General features: G+C 58.3%; 16 protein-coding genes. 9 read left to right on the top strand and 7 right to left on the bottom strand.

What is annotated here, in order from left to right; genetic code table 11:
• Positions 1–23: 23 nt before the first annotated feature.
• The gene (locus H7K56_RS03550; protein WP_010616664.1) at positions 24–251 is read left to right on the top strand and encodes a DUF2594 family protein; all 228 of its coding nucleotides are present in this window, start codon (positions 24–26) and stop codon (positions 249–251) included.
• 31 nt (positions 252–282) lie between these two features.
• Here the strand turns inward: H7K56_RS03550 and H7K56_RS03555 are convergent, their stop codons facing one another.
• On the bottom strand, positions 283–894 hold the full coding sequence (locus tag H7K56_RS03555; RefSeq protein WP_031279842.1) for an acyl-homoserine-lactone synthase: 612 nt from the start codon (positions 892–894) through the stop codon (positions 283–285).
• A 124-nt stretch (positions 895–1018) separates the two neighbouring features.
• Positions 1019–1741: an autoinducer binding domain-containing protein gene (locus H7K56_RS03560; RefSeq protein ID WP_021508278.1), complete on the bottom strand. Its 723-nt coding sequence runs from the start codon at positions 1739–1741 to the stop codon at positions 1019–1021.
• Positions 1742–2280: 539 nt separating this feature from the next.
• On the opposite strand from H7K56_RS03560, the gene H7K56_RS03565 reads away from it, so the two are divergent.
• Positions 2281–2955: a DUF4396 domain-containing protein gene (locus H7K56_RS03565; RefSeq protein ID WP_059008910.1), complete on the top strand. Its 675-nt coding sequence runs from the start codon at positions 2281–2283 to the stop codon at positions 2953–2955.
• A gap of 1 nt (position 2956) precedes the next feature.
• On the opposite strand, the gene H7K56_RS03570 is transcribed toward H7K56_RS03565, so the two are convergent.
• Positions 2957–3655 carry an extensin-like domain-containing protein gene (locus H7K56_RS03570; RefSeq protein ID WP_058769587.1) on the bottom strand — a complete coding sequence of 233 codons (699 nt, stop codon included), beginning with the start codon at positions 3653–3655 and terminating at the stop codon, positions 2957–2959.
• Between the two features lie 286 nt (positions 3656–3941).
• Here H7K56_RS03570 and cycA point away from each other — a divergent pair, with 286 nt between their 5' ends.
• Positions 3942–5333, top strand: a complete 1392-nt coding sequence (cycA, locus tag H7K56_RS03575) for a D-serine/D-alanine/glycine transporter (protein ID WP_021508281.1) — start codon at positions 3942–3944, stop codon at positions 5331–5333.
• Positions 5334–5374: 41 nt separating this feature from the next.
• On the opposite strand, the gene H7K56_RS03580 is transcribed toward cycA, so the two are convergent.
• A complete protein-coding gene (locus tag H7K56_RS03580) occupies positions 5375–6349 on the bottom strand; it encodes a metal-dependent hydrolase (protein WP_058769586.1) in 975 nt (324 codons plus the stop codon).
• A gap of 25 nt (positions 6350–6374) precedes the next feature.
• Complete coding sequence (rutR, locus tag H7K56_RS03585; RefSeq protein WP_031279844.1) at positions 6375–7010, bottom strand: HTH-type transcriptional regulator RutR; 636 nt, start codon at positions 7008–7010, stop codon at positions 6375–6377.
• A gap of 308 nt (positions 7011–7318) precedes the next feature.
• Here rutR and rutA point away from each other — a divergent pair, with 308 nt between their 5' ends.
• The 6 genes from rutA to rutG are packed head-to-tail and all read left to right on the top strand — an operon-like array spanning position 7319 to position 12265.
• Positions 7319–8410 carry a pyrimidine utilization protein A gene (gene rutA, locus H7K56_RS03590; RefSeq protein WP_058759710.1) on the top strand — a complete coding sequence of 364 codons (1092 nt, stop codon included), beginning with the start codon at positions 7319–7321 and terminating at the stop codon, positions 8408–8410.
• Positions 8410–9120: a pyrimidine utilization protein B gene (rutB, locus tag H7K56_RS03595; RefSeq protein WP_059008915.1), complete on the top strand. Its 711-nt coding sequence runs from the start codon at positions 8410–8412 to the stop codon at positions 9118–9120. Before rutA ends, rutB begins: the two co-directional genes overlap by 1 nt.
• A 42-nt stretch (positions 9121–9162) precedes the next feature.
• Positions 9163–9558, top strand: a complete 396-nt coding sequence (gene rutC / locus H7K56_RS03600) for a pyrimidine utilization protein C (protein ID WP_021508286.1) — start codon at positions 9163–9165, stop codon at positions 9556–9558.
• Entirely contained in the window at positions 9558–10358 is an 801-nt protein-coding gene (gene rutD / locus H7K56_RS03605) for a pyrimidine utilization protein D (RefSeq protein ID WP_021508287.1), read from the top strand. Before rutC ends, rutD begins: the two co-directional genes overlap by 1 nt.
• A 14-nt stretch (positions 10359–10372) precedes the next feature.
• Positions 10373–10894 (top strand): NADH-dependent FMN reductase RutF, encoded by a 522-nt coding sequence (gene rutF, locus H7K56_RS03610; RefSeq protein WP_058780788.1) that lies wholly within the window; start codon positions 10373–10375, stop codon positions 10892–10894.
• A 45-nt stretch (positions 10895–10939) separates the two neighbouring features.
• A complete protein-coding gene (gene rutG / locus H7K56_RS03615; RefSeq protein WP_021508289.1) occupies positions 10940–12265 on the top strand; it encodes a pyrimidine utilization transport protein G in 1326 nt (441 codons plus the stop codon).
• Here rutG and H7K56_RS03620 read toward each other — a convergent pair.
• Positions 12262–13176: a DMT family transporter gene (locus tag H7K56_RS03620; RefSeq protein WP_021508290.1), complete on the bottom strand. Its 915-nt coding sequence runs from the start codon at positions 13174–13176 to the stop codon at positions 12262–12264. The genes rutG and H7K56_RS03620 overlap by 4 nt on opposite strands.
• Before the next feature lie 110 nt (positions 13177–13286).
• A complete protein-coding gene (locus H7K56_RS03625; RefSeq protein WP_010616548.1) occupies positions 13287–13451 on the bottom strand; it encodes a con-10 family general stress protein in 165 nt (54 codons plus the stop codon).
• Positions 13452–13656 lie beyond the last annotated feature (205 nt).

A 13656-nucleotide genomic window follows, 5' to 3' on the forward strand; every position in this document is an offset into this window, starting at 1 on the left:
GTCATTCCACAAAGGAGATAATGATGAGTGATGAAGATTTCGTAACATCGCGCGATACCCAGGCGCTGGCGGATGAAGTCGCCTGCCTGAAAATGATGGTGACGCTGATCCTGAAAGGTATGGGCCAGGCTGATGCCGGTAAGGTGATCATCAACATGGAGCGCTACGTTCAGTCCGCGCTGGCCGATAAACCGCAGGCCGAAGTGTTCAGCAACACCATCCGCCAGATTAAAACCGCCTACCGTCAGTAAGCGGCGTGCCCTGCGCATCCTGCGCGGGGCGTTAGCTGTGTGACTGCCAGTTGACCGACACGCCCAGCGAGGGCAGCACTTCTTCCGGACTGAAGCGACGCGTGCCGCGATACTTCTCCGCCAGCGCCGGCTGCTGCACCGGAATACGAATGGCAAACAGATTGTCTTCTGACTGAATCAGTCCCGGCGAGAGCGGCTCGTACACCACCTGATGCTGCTCAAACATTTTCTCCAGCATCGGCGTGGCCGAACTGATCAAATACTCCATCCCGCTCAGCTCAGCCAGCTGTACCGAATGCCATAAGATGTTCAGCGGCAGTTCGGCATCCACTTCAAGGCGGGCCGAATAGCGCGACATTTCCCACACTTTTTGCTGATCAAAAGGCAGCACCATGCCTTCCGGCACTTCCGGCTCGTGCCACGGTAACAGACGTGCGCAGCCACAAATGCCCTGACGCGCAGTCCAGGCAATCAGCCAGGTGACATCGGAACGATCGAAGCGATCGTACTCCTGTCCCGGCGTGCTGAGTCGCGGCGGAATTGACCAGCCCTCGCCACGCGCAAAGACGCTGTAACGATAGGTGCCCAACTCGGCCAGCAAAGAGGACGGCATATCCTTTAGCTGTGTTTGAATTATTTTCATCATGCGCCCCTGACATCCCCATGTTTGCAATGATTTATTAAGCGCCAGCCTGGCGGAGTTTCCGGCGCAGGGTAGACAACTGACTGCGGCTTAGGAACTACTAAAATTAGTAGTTGCCTTTTCGCTATATCAGGCCGATGGCTGCGGCATAACAGGCAATCTGCGTTTTATTGGAAACATTAAAACGCTTTTGCATATTCTTTTGGTGAAAATTTACCGTGTGTTCAGAAATAGCCAGAATGAGGGAAATTTCGGCTGAGGTTTTCCCCTCCGCTGTCCATTTCAATATTTCCAGCTCGCGCTGACTAAAATCATTCGATAACACCACCATTGAGCCGTCATTCAGACGGTCCAGCACACGCAAACTCAGTTCCGCCAGGAAGTGCAGTTGCACCTCCAGCTCAACGCGTCTGTGCTGGGTCTGGCTGGGTTGTTGCGATGCTATAGATAATATACCAATGGCACGATTTAGCGCCATTGCCGAGCATGAAAAGCCACTTACCAGCCCTGCTGCATTGGCTTCTGCCCATAAATTGCCTGCGCCGGTAAATAAATCACGCGTCCACTCTACGCCGCGACCGGGCTGCTGGCAGAGCATTAACACCGGATCCACCGCATAGTAATTTTCACTCTCGTAGCGTTTCACCCAGCTCTGCGGATAGGTGCTAAAGAGAAAAATACGCGGTCGGGTAAAAGGCACTGGATGCTGTACCAAAAAGGCAAAAGCATCAAATCCAAGGGCCTCAACATGTTTTTGCAGCAGCGATTTCAATTGCAGCACTTCGGAAAGCGCCTGAAATTCTTTTTCAGTTTCGCCTCGCCAGACGAAATAATTATCGATGGTCATTATTGCCCTGGCGCTGTTTCACGCCTTATTCATAGCAGGATATCTGTGCCGATTAATGTAAAAAACAAATTAACCAGAGAAAAAATATTGATTGAAACCAGAGCGGCATTGCGGGCAAAAAGTGATAACTACCTTGTTGTCAATATGTTACCCAAATGAGAAATTAAACTATGGTGCGTTTGCCAGCGGCACCATCAGGATGATAAGTCGTGCGAATCAGAATAAGATTTTTCTGAAGAGTTTTCAATCGTCCTGTTGATTAAACGCCAGACTTCGCAGATAAAACATTCGCCTCATCATTAATCGCTATTATCTTTGCCATTCCCCTTTTTTATACCGCCCGTCATAATCTTCCTGCTGATTAAGTCCGCAGCGCGGCTTAATTCCAGTTATTTCTGCAGTGTTTCCCTGCCGTGCCCCTGTGGCAGACATTTCCGGCACCGTCTTTTCCAGCTACGCTTTAGCAGAGGCGCAAGGTGGCAGGCACCAGCATAGCTCCGCAGGCTGGCGCGATTTCAGCAAACTGAGTGGGACTGACTATGTTAAACCAGCTGGCATTACCCTTTCTGGTCGTGGGCATGTGTACCGCCCTGATGATCGCTAAAGATCTGTTGCGTCACCCGCATCCGCTGGCGGTCATGAATATCATCTGGCCGCTCACCGGGCTGTACATGCCGTTTTTCGGCTGGCTGGCATGGTGGTATCTCGGGCGTAAACCGTCACGTCAGCGAAAACTGGCGCTGCTGCTGCCCTCCGGATTAACCGGTTATGCCAGCTGGCAAACCATTTTTATTTCCACCTCGCTCTCTGCCGCCGCCTGTATATTCGGCGACATCATCACCCTGCCAATAGTCACGCTACTCAAGCATTTTGCAATTAGCCCCGCGCTGTGGTTACAGGCGGTTATTTGCGTGATGATTTCGTTACTGGCGGGATTATTTTTTCAGTTTCTGGCCATTCGCCAGCGGGAACAACTTTCTATTGTCCGTACGTTATTATTAGCGCTGAAAACAGAAACCTTTCCGCTGCTGATTTATCAAACGGGAATCTTTATCTTTATGACGCTGGCCCTAAAATATGTGCTTAATCAACAGCTCAATCCCCTGCTCAGCGCCTTCTGGTTTATGTTACAGCTGGCGATGCTCACCGGATTTATTTTCTCCTGGCCGGCAAATCATTTCCTCATCAAACGCGGATTAAACCCGGCGGTGTAGTTTAGCGACAAAAGCCTGCGCCGCGCATGCCAAGGTGGAAATGGCTGGCATGCGCCGCATTGTAATCCGGCCCCAGCGCATTACCGAAGCTGGCACAGCCGTTGCGCCATAACGCGTGCAAACCGGCAGCGGCCTGCGGCGGTTGCTGCCAGTTTTTGCCTACCTGTAGCCAGCGCCCATCCGCCAGCTGAAAGCCCGTGATGTCCCACGCCTCCGCCGTCGCATGTTCACTGCGGCGTCCTTCCTGGCGGTGATAAATATTGCGGCAGGCGTAACTGCCAACATGCGCGATGCGGCGCAGCGGCGAGGTAATGCCGGCCTGCTGCAGCGCCGCATTGCTGCGTGTGACATACAGCGTGCTGGCCACCGCCATCGGACAGCTGGCAAGAAAACTGCTGCTCAGCGTGACCTCACCGAAGCGGCTGATGCGCAGCGGTTGATCAATCGGACAATCGCCCTGCAGCGGCGGCACCTCACGGAAACTGACTCTGCCCTGCGCGCTGGCCGCGCGCATCACCGCCAGACACGCGGCCGGATCGCTGCTCAGCCGCTGCAGCTTATAGCGCGTCATCCAGCCCGGCGGATCGGTAACCTGGAGCGGTATAAACGGATTCCACTGTGGCGGCAGATGCGTTTTCAGCCAGGGTAAACTCCACCAGCCGCACAGGGCCAGCAGCACTATCGCGAGCAATGCGCGCACGCTGCCTCACTTTTTCCGGGTTCATCGAAATGACAAGTGTAGAACCCTGCGCAGCGCTGCGTGGTGCAAGCGGCTCATTTGCAGAACATTTACGCAAAATGACGGCACGGCGCGCCATGTAAATATTTACTGACACGGTAAAGCACGCAAAAGGGCACAAAGGTTTAAAAACCATTACCGAGAGTGGCCGCCTTTCCTCTATCTTATGCCCTCTTGCCCTGTGCAACAGCACGTTATTCAACAGCCAGCAGAGCTGACACAACATCAAGACAGGAAAGATATTTTTATGGTTGATCAATCTAAAGCGGCGCCCATTGAGGCCGAACAGCCGGAAAAACTCCGGCGCAACCTGCATAATCGTCACATCCAGCTTATCGCCATCGGCGGTGCCATTGGCACCGGTCTGTTCATGGGCTCCGGTAAAACCATCAGCCTGGCGGGTCCGTCGATCATCTTCGTTTATATGATCATCGGTTTTATGCTGTTCTTTGTGATGCGCGCCATGGGTGAGCTGCTGCTCTCCAACCTTGAGTACAAATCCTTCAGCGACTTTGCCGCCGACCTGCTCGGTCCGTGGGCCGGTTATTTCACCGGCTGGACTTACTGGTTCTGCTGGGTGGTGACCGGTATCGCCGACGTGGTGGCGATCAGCGCCTATTTCCAGCTGTGGTTCCCGGACTTCTCGATCTGGATGAGCGCGCTGCTGTGCGTGTTTGTTTTCCTTGCCCTGAACATCGCCACGGTGAAACTGTTTGGCGAGATGGAGTTCTGGTTCGCCATTATCAAAATCGTCGCCATCGTGGCGTTAATCATCACCGGTATTGTGCTGGTTAGCCTGCACTACCCTTCGCCGAACGGAAGCCACGCGGCGCTGAGCAATATCTGGGATCACGGCGGCATGTTCCCGAAAGGGCTGAGCGGTTTCTTTGCCGGCTTCCAGATTGCGGTGTTTGCCTTTGTCGGCATTGAACTGGTGGGCACGGCGGCGGCGGAGACCAAAGATCCGCATAAAGTTCTGCCGCGTGCCATCAATGCGATCCCGCTGCGCATCATCATGTTCTACGTGCTGGCGCTGCTGGTGATCATGGCGGTGACGCCGTGGAACCAGGTCATGCCGGATCGCAGTCCATTCGTTGAAATGTTTGTGCTGATTGGCCTGCCGGCCGCTGCCAGCATCGTTAACTTTGTGGTGCTGACCTCCGCGGCCTCCTCAGCCAACAGCGGCATCTTCTCCACCAGCCGCATGCTGTATGGCCTGGCGGAACAGGGCGTGGCGCATAAAGCGTTTGGCCGTCTCTCGGCGCGCGCGGTGCCGACCACCGGCCTGTTCTTCTCCTGCCTGTGTCTGCTGGCGGGCGTGGCGTTGATCTACCTGATTCCGGATGTGATGACGGTCTTCACCATGGTGACCACGGTTTCGGCGATTCTGTTTATGTTTGTCTGGACCATTATCCTGTGCAGCTATCTGGCCTACCGCAAACAGCATCCGCAGCGTCATGCGGCGTCACGCTTCAAAATGCCACTCGGCAAGCTGATGTGCTGGGTGTGCATGGCTTTCTTTGCCTTTGTGCTGGTGCTGCTGACGCTGCAGGAAGATACCCGCCAGGCGCTGATGGTGACGCCACTGTGGTTTGTGGTGCTGACCATGGGCTGGCTGCTACGCCGGCGTAAAGCCTGATCCACCTAAACGAAAAGGCCCGGTTATCCGGGCCTTTTTCGTTATAAGCGTTCAGTGAATTTGTGCCACGCCTGCGCCAGCGACGGCCGCAGCGAGTCTTCCCGCTGTGGTGCTGCTGCCGGCGCTGCGGCGGGACCGAGATTAAAGGTAAAGGTGTAATCCGGCTCTTCCCCCATGCGCAAATCCACGATCAGCGTGTCATTGCCCTGCTGGCGCATGGCATAAAATCCATGGCTGAACCACGCAACGCGTTCGGCGTGCCACTGGCCTTTAAACGGCGCAAAAAGCGCGGGATGGCGATCGTACCAGCGGATCTGTAAGGGACGATCGGGCGACAGCAGCGACCACCAGGCTTCCCCGTAACGCTGCGGCGTGATAATTACCGTGCGCCACACCAGCGTGTTGAACGCGGTGGGCGTCACCAGCAGTTGCTGCGGCTGCACGGCCTGCTGCGTCAGCTGGTGCTCAATATGCCGGGTAGCAACACTCTGCGCCACCATACTCCAGCCCAGGTACAGCGTGCTGATGAGCAATCCGGCCTGATTCCAGCGCAGCCCGCACGCATCCCGCCGCCACAGTGCGACGATCAGGGCGATCAGCAGCGGCAGCGTGTAGAGCGGATCGATGATGAACATGCTGCCGATGGCGAACGGGTAATCGGTCAGCGGCAGCCCGAGCTGCGTGCCGTACACCGTGGTCAGGTCCAGCAGCGGATGCGTGATCAATGCCAGCCAGATGGCGAGGCACCAGGCGCGCCAGTGCTGCCGGCTGCGCGTCGCGCCAGCCACCAGCCAGCCAAATAACGGTGCCACCAGCGTCAGCCACAGCAGCGCGTGGCTCTCGGTGCGGTGCAGCGTCATGTTGCGAATGGCATCGCCGTGGTCGATAAACACGTCGAGGTCTGGCAACGTGCCCGCGACCGCCCCCGCCAGCGCCGCCTGCCACAGCGGCACACGTTTGCCCATTACGGCCACGGTCACCGCCGCGCCCAGCGTTAGTTGTGATAGCGAATCCATGCACTCTCCTGGTCAGCCACGGGGATCAGCGCACGCGGATCCCTTCAATAATCATGCGCTGAACGTTATCCAGCGTCTGGGCAAAAAATTCCGCATCGTTTAGCGTCTGGCCGGTGATGGCTTCCACCTGGGACGCGAAATCAGCGTAGTGCTGCGTGGTCGCCCATAGCAGAAAGAACAGATGCTGCGGCTGCACGCCGGCAATACGCCCTTCGGCGATCCACTGTTCGATAATCGCCGCTTTGTCATCCACCAGCGCTTTTAAATCCCCCGCCAGCTCGCCCTTCAGCAGCGGCGCGCCCTGCAGCATCTCCAGACAGAACAGGCGCGATGCCTGCGGATGGTCACGCGACACTTCCAGCTTGAGACGAATATAGTTGCGGATGGCCACCAGCGGATCCTGGTCATGACGCAGCGCACGCAGCGGCGCCAGCCACACATCAAGAATCTCTTTCAGTACCGCCACATACAGCACTTCTTTTGACGGATAGTAGTACAGCAGGTTGGTTTTTGAGACGTCCGCGCGCTCAGCCACTTTATCCAGACTGGTGCCGTGAATGCCAAACTGCGAGAAGAAGGCCAATGCCGCTTCCAGAATAGCTGCCCGTTTCGCCGCAACGGCCCGCGATCGGCGTCCTGGCTTTTTTTCATCGCTTTTCACACTGTTACCTCTTCCATCCTGCGAAATCGCATCATAACAAACGCCCTGTTTCCTGCCTAATGCTGTGCCCTGCACCTTTTTCGCTCAGGTGACGCATGAAAAACGTGCAATTTGTTTTGACCAGATGGTCTGTTTTGGACCAGTCACTCAGGATTCATTACGTCGCCAATTTTAACTGATTGTTATGTATCACTTTTAAAATTGTGGCACAGGCTTTGCAATTTTGTGATCGAGCGCCGCCCGCAGGATGCGTGCAGGAAGCAACGCAGCGCGTGAAGCAATCCATGTTCAATGCAGAGAGGTTTCACATGAAAATTGGCGTTTTCGTTCCGATTGGCAACAATGGCTGGCTCATCTCCACACATGCCCCGCAATACAAGCCGACCTTTGAGCTCAACAAAGCGATTGTGCTCAAGGCTGAGCACTATCACTTCGACTTTGCCCTGTCGATGATTAAGCTGCGCGGCTTCGGCGGCAAAACCGAATTCTGGGACCACAACCTGGAGTCCTTCACCCTGATGGCCGGGCTGGCCGCGGTGACCTCACGCATTGAAATCTACGCCACCGCCGCCACCCTGACGCTGCCGCCCGCCATCGTGGCGCGCATGGCCGCCACCATCGACTCCATCTCGGGCGGCCGCTTCGGCGTCAATCTGGTGACCGGCTGGCAGAAGCCGGAGTATGAGCAGATGGGGCTGTGGCCGGGCGATGAATATTTTGCCAGCCGCTACAACTACCTGACGGAGTACGTCACGGTGCTGCGCGACCTGTGGGGCACTGGCCAGAGCGACTTCAAAGGTGAGTTCTTCACCATGAACGACTGTCGCGTCAGTCCGCAGCCGCAGAAGCCGATGAAGGTGATTTGCGCCGGGCAAAGTGATGCCGGCATGGCCTTTTCGGCGCAATACGCTGATTACAACTTCTGCTTCGGCAAGGGCGTCAATACCCCGACCGCCTTTGCACCCACCGCCGCACGCATGAAACAGGCCGCGGACAAAACCGGGCGCGACGTCGGTTCCTACGTGCTGTTTATGATTATCGCCGCCGAAAGCGACGAAGCCGCGCGCGCCAAATGGGAACACTACAAAGCCGGCGCAGACGAGGAAGCCCTCGCCTGGCTCACCACGCAGAGCCAGCAGGACACCAAATCCGGCAGTGACACCAATGTGCGCCAGATGGCCGATCCGACCTCTGCCGTCAACATCAATATGGGCACACTGGTCGGTTCCTATGCCAGCGTGGCGCGCATGCTGGATGAAGTGGCGCTGGTGGAAGGCACCGAAGGCGTGCTGCTGACCTTTGATGATTTCCTGCAGGGCATTGAAGATTTTGGTGAACGTATCCAGCCGCTGATGGCGTGCCGCCGCGCGCTGATTGACGCCCACAAGGAGGTTGCATAATGAATACCGTCGTTTGTGCCCACAGCAGCAGCCAGCCTGCAGTGACTCTGCCGGCGCGCCCGGAAGCCATCGCCCTGCCGCCGGCGCAAAGCGCACTGATTGTGGTGGATATGCAGAACGCCTACGCCAGCCAGGGCGGCTATCTCGATCTGGCCGGGTTTGATGTCTCCGCTACCCAGCCGGTTATCGCCCGGATTCATCAGGCGGTCACCGCCGCCCGCGCGGCGGGAATGCAGATCATCTGGTTCCAGAACGGCTGGGATAATCAGTATGTCGAAGCCGGTGACGCCGGTTCGCCTAATTTCCATAAATCCAACGCGCTGAAAACCATGCGTCAGCGGCCGGAGCTGCAAGGCACGCTGCTGGCAAAAGGCGGCTGGGATTATGCGCTGGTGGATGAACTGGTGCCACAAGCCGGCGATATTGTGCTGCCCAAACCGCGCTACAGCGGCTTTTTCAACACGCCGCTCGACAGCATGCTGCGCAGCCGCGGTATTCGTCATCTGGTGTTTACCGGCATTGCCACCAACGTCTGCGTGGAATCGACGCTGCGCGACGGCTTTTTCCTCGAGTATTTCGGCGTGGTGCTGGCTGATGCCACCCATCAGGCCGGACCGTCGTTTGCTCAGCAGGCGGCGCTGTTCAACATTGAAACCTTTTTTGGCTGGGTCAGCGATACCGACACCTTCTGCGAGGCGCTGAAGTCATAACCGCCGTTTCACCTGCACGCTTAATAATAAGGACTCTGAGTCATGCCTAAAACAGTGATTATTCCTCCCGGCACCACGACGCCGATCGCTCCGTTTGTACCCGGCACCTTAGCCGATGGCGTGGTGTACGTTTCCGGTACGCTGCCGTTCGATGCCGACAACAACGTGGTGCACGTCGGGGATGCGGCGGCGCAAACCCGCCACGTGCTGGAAACCATCAAAAAAGTGATCGAGACCGCCGGTGGCAGCCTGCAGGACGTCACTTTCAACTCGATTTTCATCACCGACTGGAGCAACTACGCGGCGGTAAACCAGGTATATGCCGACTATTTCCCCGGCGACAAACCGGCGCGCTTCTGTATTCAGTGCGGTCTGGTGAAACCCGATGCGCTGATTGAAATCGCCAGCGTGGCACACATTGGCCGGCAGGAGGCGTAATGCATCTGGACATTCAGGGATTAAGCGCGCCCGACGCGCCGACGCTGGTACTGTCGTCCGGGCTGGGCGGCGTGGCCGCTTTCTGGCAACCGCAGCTGGCGGCACTGACGCCGCACTATCGCGTGGTGACCTACGATCAGCGCGGCACCGGTCGCAGCCCCGATACGCTGCCGGAAGGTTACAGCATGGCGATGATGGCAGCGGAACTGGCCGACGCGCTGGCGGAGCACGGCATCGAACAGTATGACATCGTGGGCCATGCGCTTGGCGGGCTGATTGGCCTGCAGCTGGCGCTCGATTATCCGCAGCGCGTGGGACGCGTGGTGGTGATTAACGGCTGGCTGGCGCTGGATGCCCACACCGAGCGCTGCTTCCAGGTGCGCCAGGATCTGCTGCTCAACGTTGGTGTTGAAGCGTTTGTGCGCGCGCAGCCGCTGTTTCTTTATCCGGCCGAATGGCTGGCACGCCATCAGTCGCGCATCAGCGCGGAGGATGTGCATCACGTGGCGCATTTCCAGGGCATGGAGAACCTGCTGCGGCGTCTGCACGCGCTGAAATCGGCCGATTTCCGTCCGCACGCCTCGCGAATCACCCAGCCGGTGCTGGCGATATGCAGTCAGGATGACCTGCTGGTGCCGTGGAGCTGCTCGCCGCAGCTGGCGCAGGCGCTGCCCAACGGCAGCCTGATTGAGATGCCGTGGGGCGGCCATGCCATGAGCGTGACCGATGCCGACAACTTTAATGCGCTGCTACTGCGCTGGCTGGCGGACACCGCCACGCCGGCTCGCCGCGCCAGCTAATCACGGAGCCGATGATGAGCGTACATGAACTGCCCCTGCTGCCCGAAGTGAGCCAGCAGGCTTTCCGCGATGCCATGTCCGGCCTGGGCGCGGCGGTCAATATCATCACCACTGACGGTCCCGCCGGACGCGCCGGTTTTACCGCCACCGCGGTGTGCAGCGTCAGTGATACGCCGCCGACGCTGCTGGTTTGCCTCAATCGCAACGCGTCGGTGTGGCCCCTCTTCCGCGATAATGGCGTGCTGTGCGTGAACACGCTGGCCGCCGGACAGGAGTCATTGTCGACGCTGTTTGGCGGCAAAACCCCGATGACCGAACGTTTCGCCGCCGCCCGCTGGCACACGCAGCGCAGCGGCGCACCGCTGCTGCAGGGGGCGCTGATGGCGTTCGACTGCACCATCTCGCAGGTCGTCAGCGTGGCGACACACGACATTCTGTTTTGCAACGTGATGGCGCTGGAGCGCCATGATGCCCAGCCCGGTCTGATGTGGTTTGACCGTCGCTACCATGCCCTTTCACGGCAGGACGCCCGCTAACGCCGCACCGTGCGGCCCGGTTCGACCACTACCCTGGAGAAGACGATGGCGAGTTCCTGGTTCCCCCGCTGGCAGAAAAAGTCAGCCATGAGCGATAACGGGCTGATTGCCCCGGACGAAACCCTGCCACTCGGGCAGACGTTCGTGCTGGGCCTGCAGCATGCGGTAGCAATGTTTGGCGCAACGGTGCTGATGCCGCTGCTGATGGGGCTGGATCCCAACCTGGCGATTCTGGTTTCCGGTATCGGCACCCTGCTGTTCTTTGTCATTACCGGTGGTCGCGTGCCGAGTTATCTCGGATCGAGCGCCGCGTTTGTCGGCGTGGTGATCGCCATTACCGGCTTCAACGGTCAGGGGCTCAATCCCAACCTGGCGCTGGCGCTGGGCGGCGTTATTGCCTGCGGCGCGCTCTACACGCTGATTGGCCTGGTGGTGATGAAAGTGGGTACCGGCTGGATTGAACGGTTGATGCCACCGGTGGTAACCGGTGCGGTAGTGATGGCCATCGGCCTTAACCTGGCACCGATTGCGGTGCACAGCGTCTCCGCCTCGATGTTTGATAGCTGGATGGCGGTGATGACGGTGCTGTGCATCGGGCTGGTGGCGGTGTTCACCCGCGGCATGGTGCAGCGGCTGCTGATTCTGGTCGGACTGATTGTCGCCTGGGCACTGTACGCTCTGCTGACCAACGTGATGGGCTTCGGCAAGCCGGTGGATTTCAGCCGCGTGGCCAGCGCCGCGTGGTTTGGTCTGCCGCACACCACCGCGCCAGTATTTGATATGCAGGCAATCGTGATGATCGCACCGGTGGCGATTATTCTGGTGGCAGAGAACCTCGGCCATATTAAAGCGGTGGCGGGCATGACCGGGCGTAATCTCGATCCGTGGATGGGACGCGCGTTCGTCGGCGACGGCCTGGCAACCATGCTGTCTGGTTCCATCGGCGGCAGCGGCGTCACCACCTATGCCGAAAACATTGGCGTGATGGCGGTGACCAAAGTCTACTCCACGCTGGCGTTTGTCGCTGCGGCGCTGATTGCGCTGGTGCTGGGCTTTTCGCCTAAGTTCGGCGCGCTCATCCACACCATTCCCGGCCCGGTGATTGGCGGCGCTTCAATTGTGGTGTTTGGCTTAATCGCCGTGGCGGGCGCGCGCATCTGGGTGCAGAACCACGTCGATTTTAGCCAGAACAGCAATCTGATTATGGTGGCCACCACGCTGGTGCTCGGCGCCGGGGATTTTGCGCTGAAGATCGGCAGCTTTACCCTCGGCGGCATCGGCACGGCCACCTTCGGTGCCATCATCCTCAACGCAATTCTGCAGCGACGCGGTGCCGCGCTGACCCAGCCGGCGGCGCGCCCGCAGCCTTAAGGCTTCTGCGGTGCCTGCTCCGGCACCGCTTTTTTGCGCCGCAGGCGCAGTTCACTGACAATCACCCCGCAGACAATCAGTGCGCCGCCCAGCAGCGCCGCGGCCGGTAACCGTTCGCCGGCAATGCGTCCGACCACACCGGCCCACACCGGCTCGCCGGCATAAATCACTGTGGCGCGCGTCGGCGAGACGCTGCGCTGCGCCCAGTTCATGGTGACCTGAATCAGCGCGCTGGCCGCGCCGAGGCCCAGCGCGCTAAACAGCAGCGGTGCCGATAGCGTGGGTAAAGATTCGCCGTTGGGCAGCATCAGCACGAAGGCGCAGGCCGAAGCCACCAGCAGCTGTACCAGCGTCACGCGGCGCACATCGACCTGCCCGGCGTAGCGGCTGATAAGAATGATCTCGGCGGCAATGGCGAGGGTGCTGAGCAGCGTGGCGATCTCACCGGCATTCAGCGTCAGGCTGCCATCCTGCGGACCCGCCACCAGCACCAGACCGGTGAACGCCAGCAAAATGCCCAGCCACGCCATCAGGCCCGGCGGCCGGCGCAGAAACAGCCATTGCAACAGCGGCACCACCGGCACGTAAAGTGCCGTCAGAAACGCCGACTGGCTGCTGGAAATGGTTTGCATACCCCAGGTTTGCAATCCGTAACCGCCGGCAATCGCCACGCCAATCAGCGCACCCGCTTTGATTTCCAGCCAGGTAATGTGACGCAAATAGCGGCGAAAGAAAAAGGCCAGCAGCAGCGAGGCGGTAGCGAAACGCAGCCCGACAAAAAAGAACGGCCCCGAATGCGCCATGGCGCGATGCACCACCAGAAAGGTGCCACCCCAGACCATAGTGATAAAAATAAGTACCAGCTCCTGACGCGTAATACGCAGGCTGAGGCGGGAAGTGGAAGCAGACATAACGCACCAGAATAGAGGACTGGCGCACATTTTTGCTGATTAGCCGGGCAAATTGCAATCATTGTAACCGCCGGGCGTACCCGGCGGCCGGGGATACCGTCACAGACGCACTATTTTTTCGCGCGGCTGCGTCCCCCCTTTTCACCTGCTTCGGCAGCACGCTGCGGATCATTTCTGAAATTCCCGCCGCTGTTTTTACCGCCTTTTCGACCCGCTTCCGCGGCCCTTTCGCGATCTTCCGCGAAGTTGCCTGATCCTCCACGATGTTGAGCCATCATTTCCTCCAGGTATTGAGCATAGGTGGTGAAGACATTTCACTGCGCAAACAGTGTCAGGTCAGGTGCGTAATATCTCGCCACACCCGCTTAAAGCATAGCCAATGGATGCGCACAATCAGGCACATATTCATACTTTGCAACAGATAAACCGCTTAGCATCGTTTTTATGGCGAGATATTCAGCTGAAAAACAAGCGGTTAGC

Origin of the sequence: Pantoea dispersa, assembly GCF_014155765.1 — a bacterium.
Classification (GTDB): domain Bacteria; phylum Pseudomonadota; class Gammaproteobacteria; order Enterobacterales; family Enterobacteriaceae; genus Pantoea; species Pantoea dispersa.

Coding starts and splice junctions, on each gene's coding strand:
- H7K56_RS03550 (WP_010616664.1), top strand. CDS start 24: ATGAGTGATGAAGATTTCGTAACATCGCGCGATACCCAGGCGCTGGCG.
- H7K56_RS03555 (WP_031279842.1), bottom strand. CDS start 894: ATGAAAATAATTCAAACACAGCTAAAGGATATGCCGTCCTCTTTGCTG.
- H7K56_RS03560 (WP_021508278.1), bottom strand. CDS start 1,741: ATGACCATCGATAATTATTTCGTCTGGCGAGGCGAAACTGAAAAAGAA.
- H7K56_RS03565 (WP_059008910.1), top strand. CDS start 2,281: ATGTTAAACCAGCTGGCATTACCCTTTCTGGTCGTGGGCATGTGTACC.
- cycA (WP_021508281.1), top strand. CDS start 3,942: ATGGTTGATCAATCTAAAGCGGCGCCCATTGAGGCCGAACAGCCGGAA.
- H7K56_RS03580 (WP_058769586.1), bottom strand. CDS start 6,349: ATGGATTCGCTATCACAACTAACGCTGGGCGCGGCGGTGACCGTGGCC.
- rutA (WP_058759710.1), top strand. CDS start 7,319: ATGAAAATTGGCGTTTTCGTTCCGATTGGCAACAATGGCTGGCTCATC.
- rutB (WP_059008915.1), top strand. CDS start 8,410: ATGAATACCGTCGTTTGTGCCCACAGCAGCAGCCAGCCTGCAGTGACT.
- rutC (WP_021508286.1), top strand. CDS start 9,163: ATGCCTAAAACAGTGATTATTCCTCCCGGCACCACGACGCCGATCGCT.
- rutD (WP_021508287.1), top strand. CDS start 9,558: ATGCATCTGGACATTCAGGGATTAAGCGCGCCCGACGCGCCGACGCTG.
- rutF (WP_058780788.1), top strand. CDS start 10,373: ATGAGCGTACATGAACTGCCCCTGCTGCCCGAAGTGAGCCAGCAGGCT.
- rutG (WP_021508289.1), top strand. CDS start 10,940: ATGGCGAGTTCCTGGTTCCCCCGCTGGCAGAAAAAGTCAGCCATGAGC.
- H7K56_RS03620 (WP_021508290.1), bottom strand. CDS start 13,176: ATGTCTGCTTCCACTTCCCGCCTCAGCCTGCGTATTACGCGTCAGGAG.
- H7K56_RS03625 (WP_010616548.1), bottom strand. CDS start 13,451: ATGGCTCAACATCGTGGAGGATCAGGCAACTTCGCGGAAGATCGCGAA.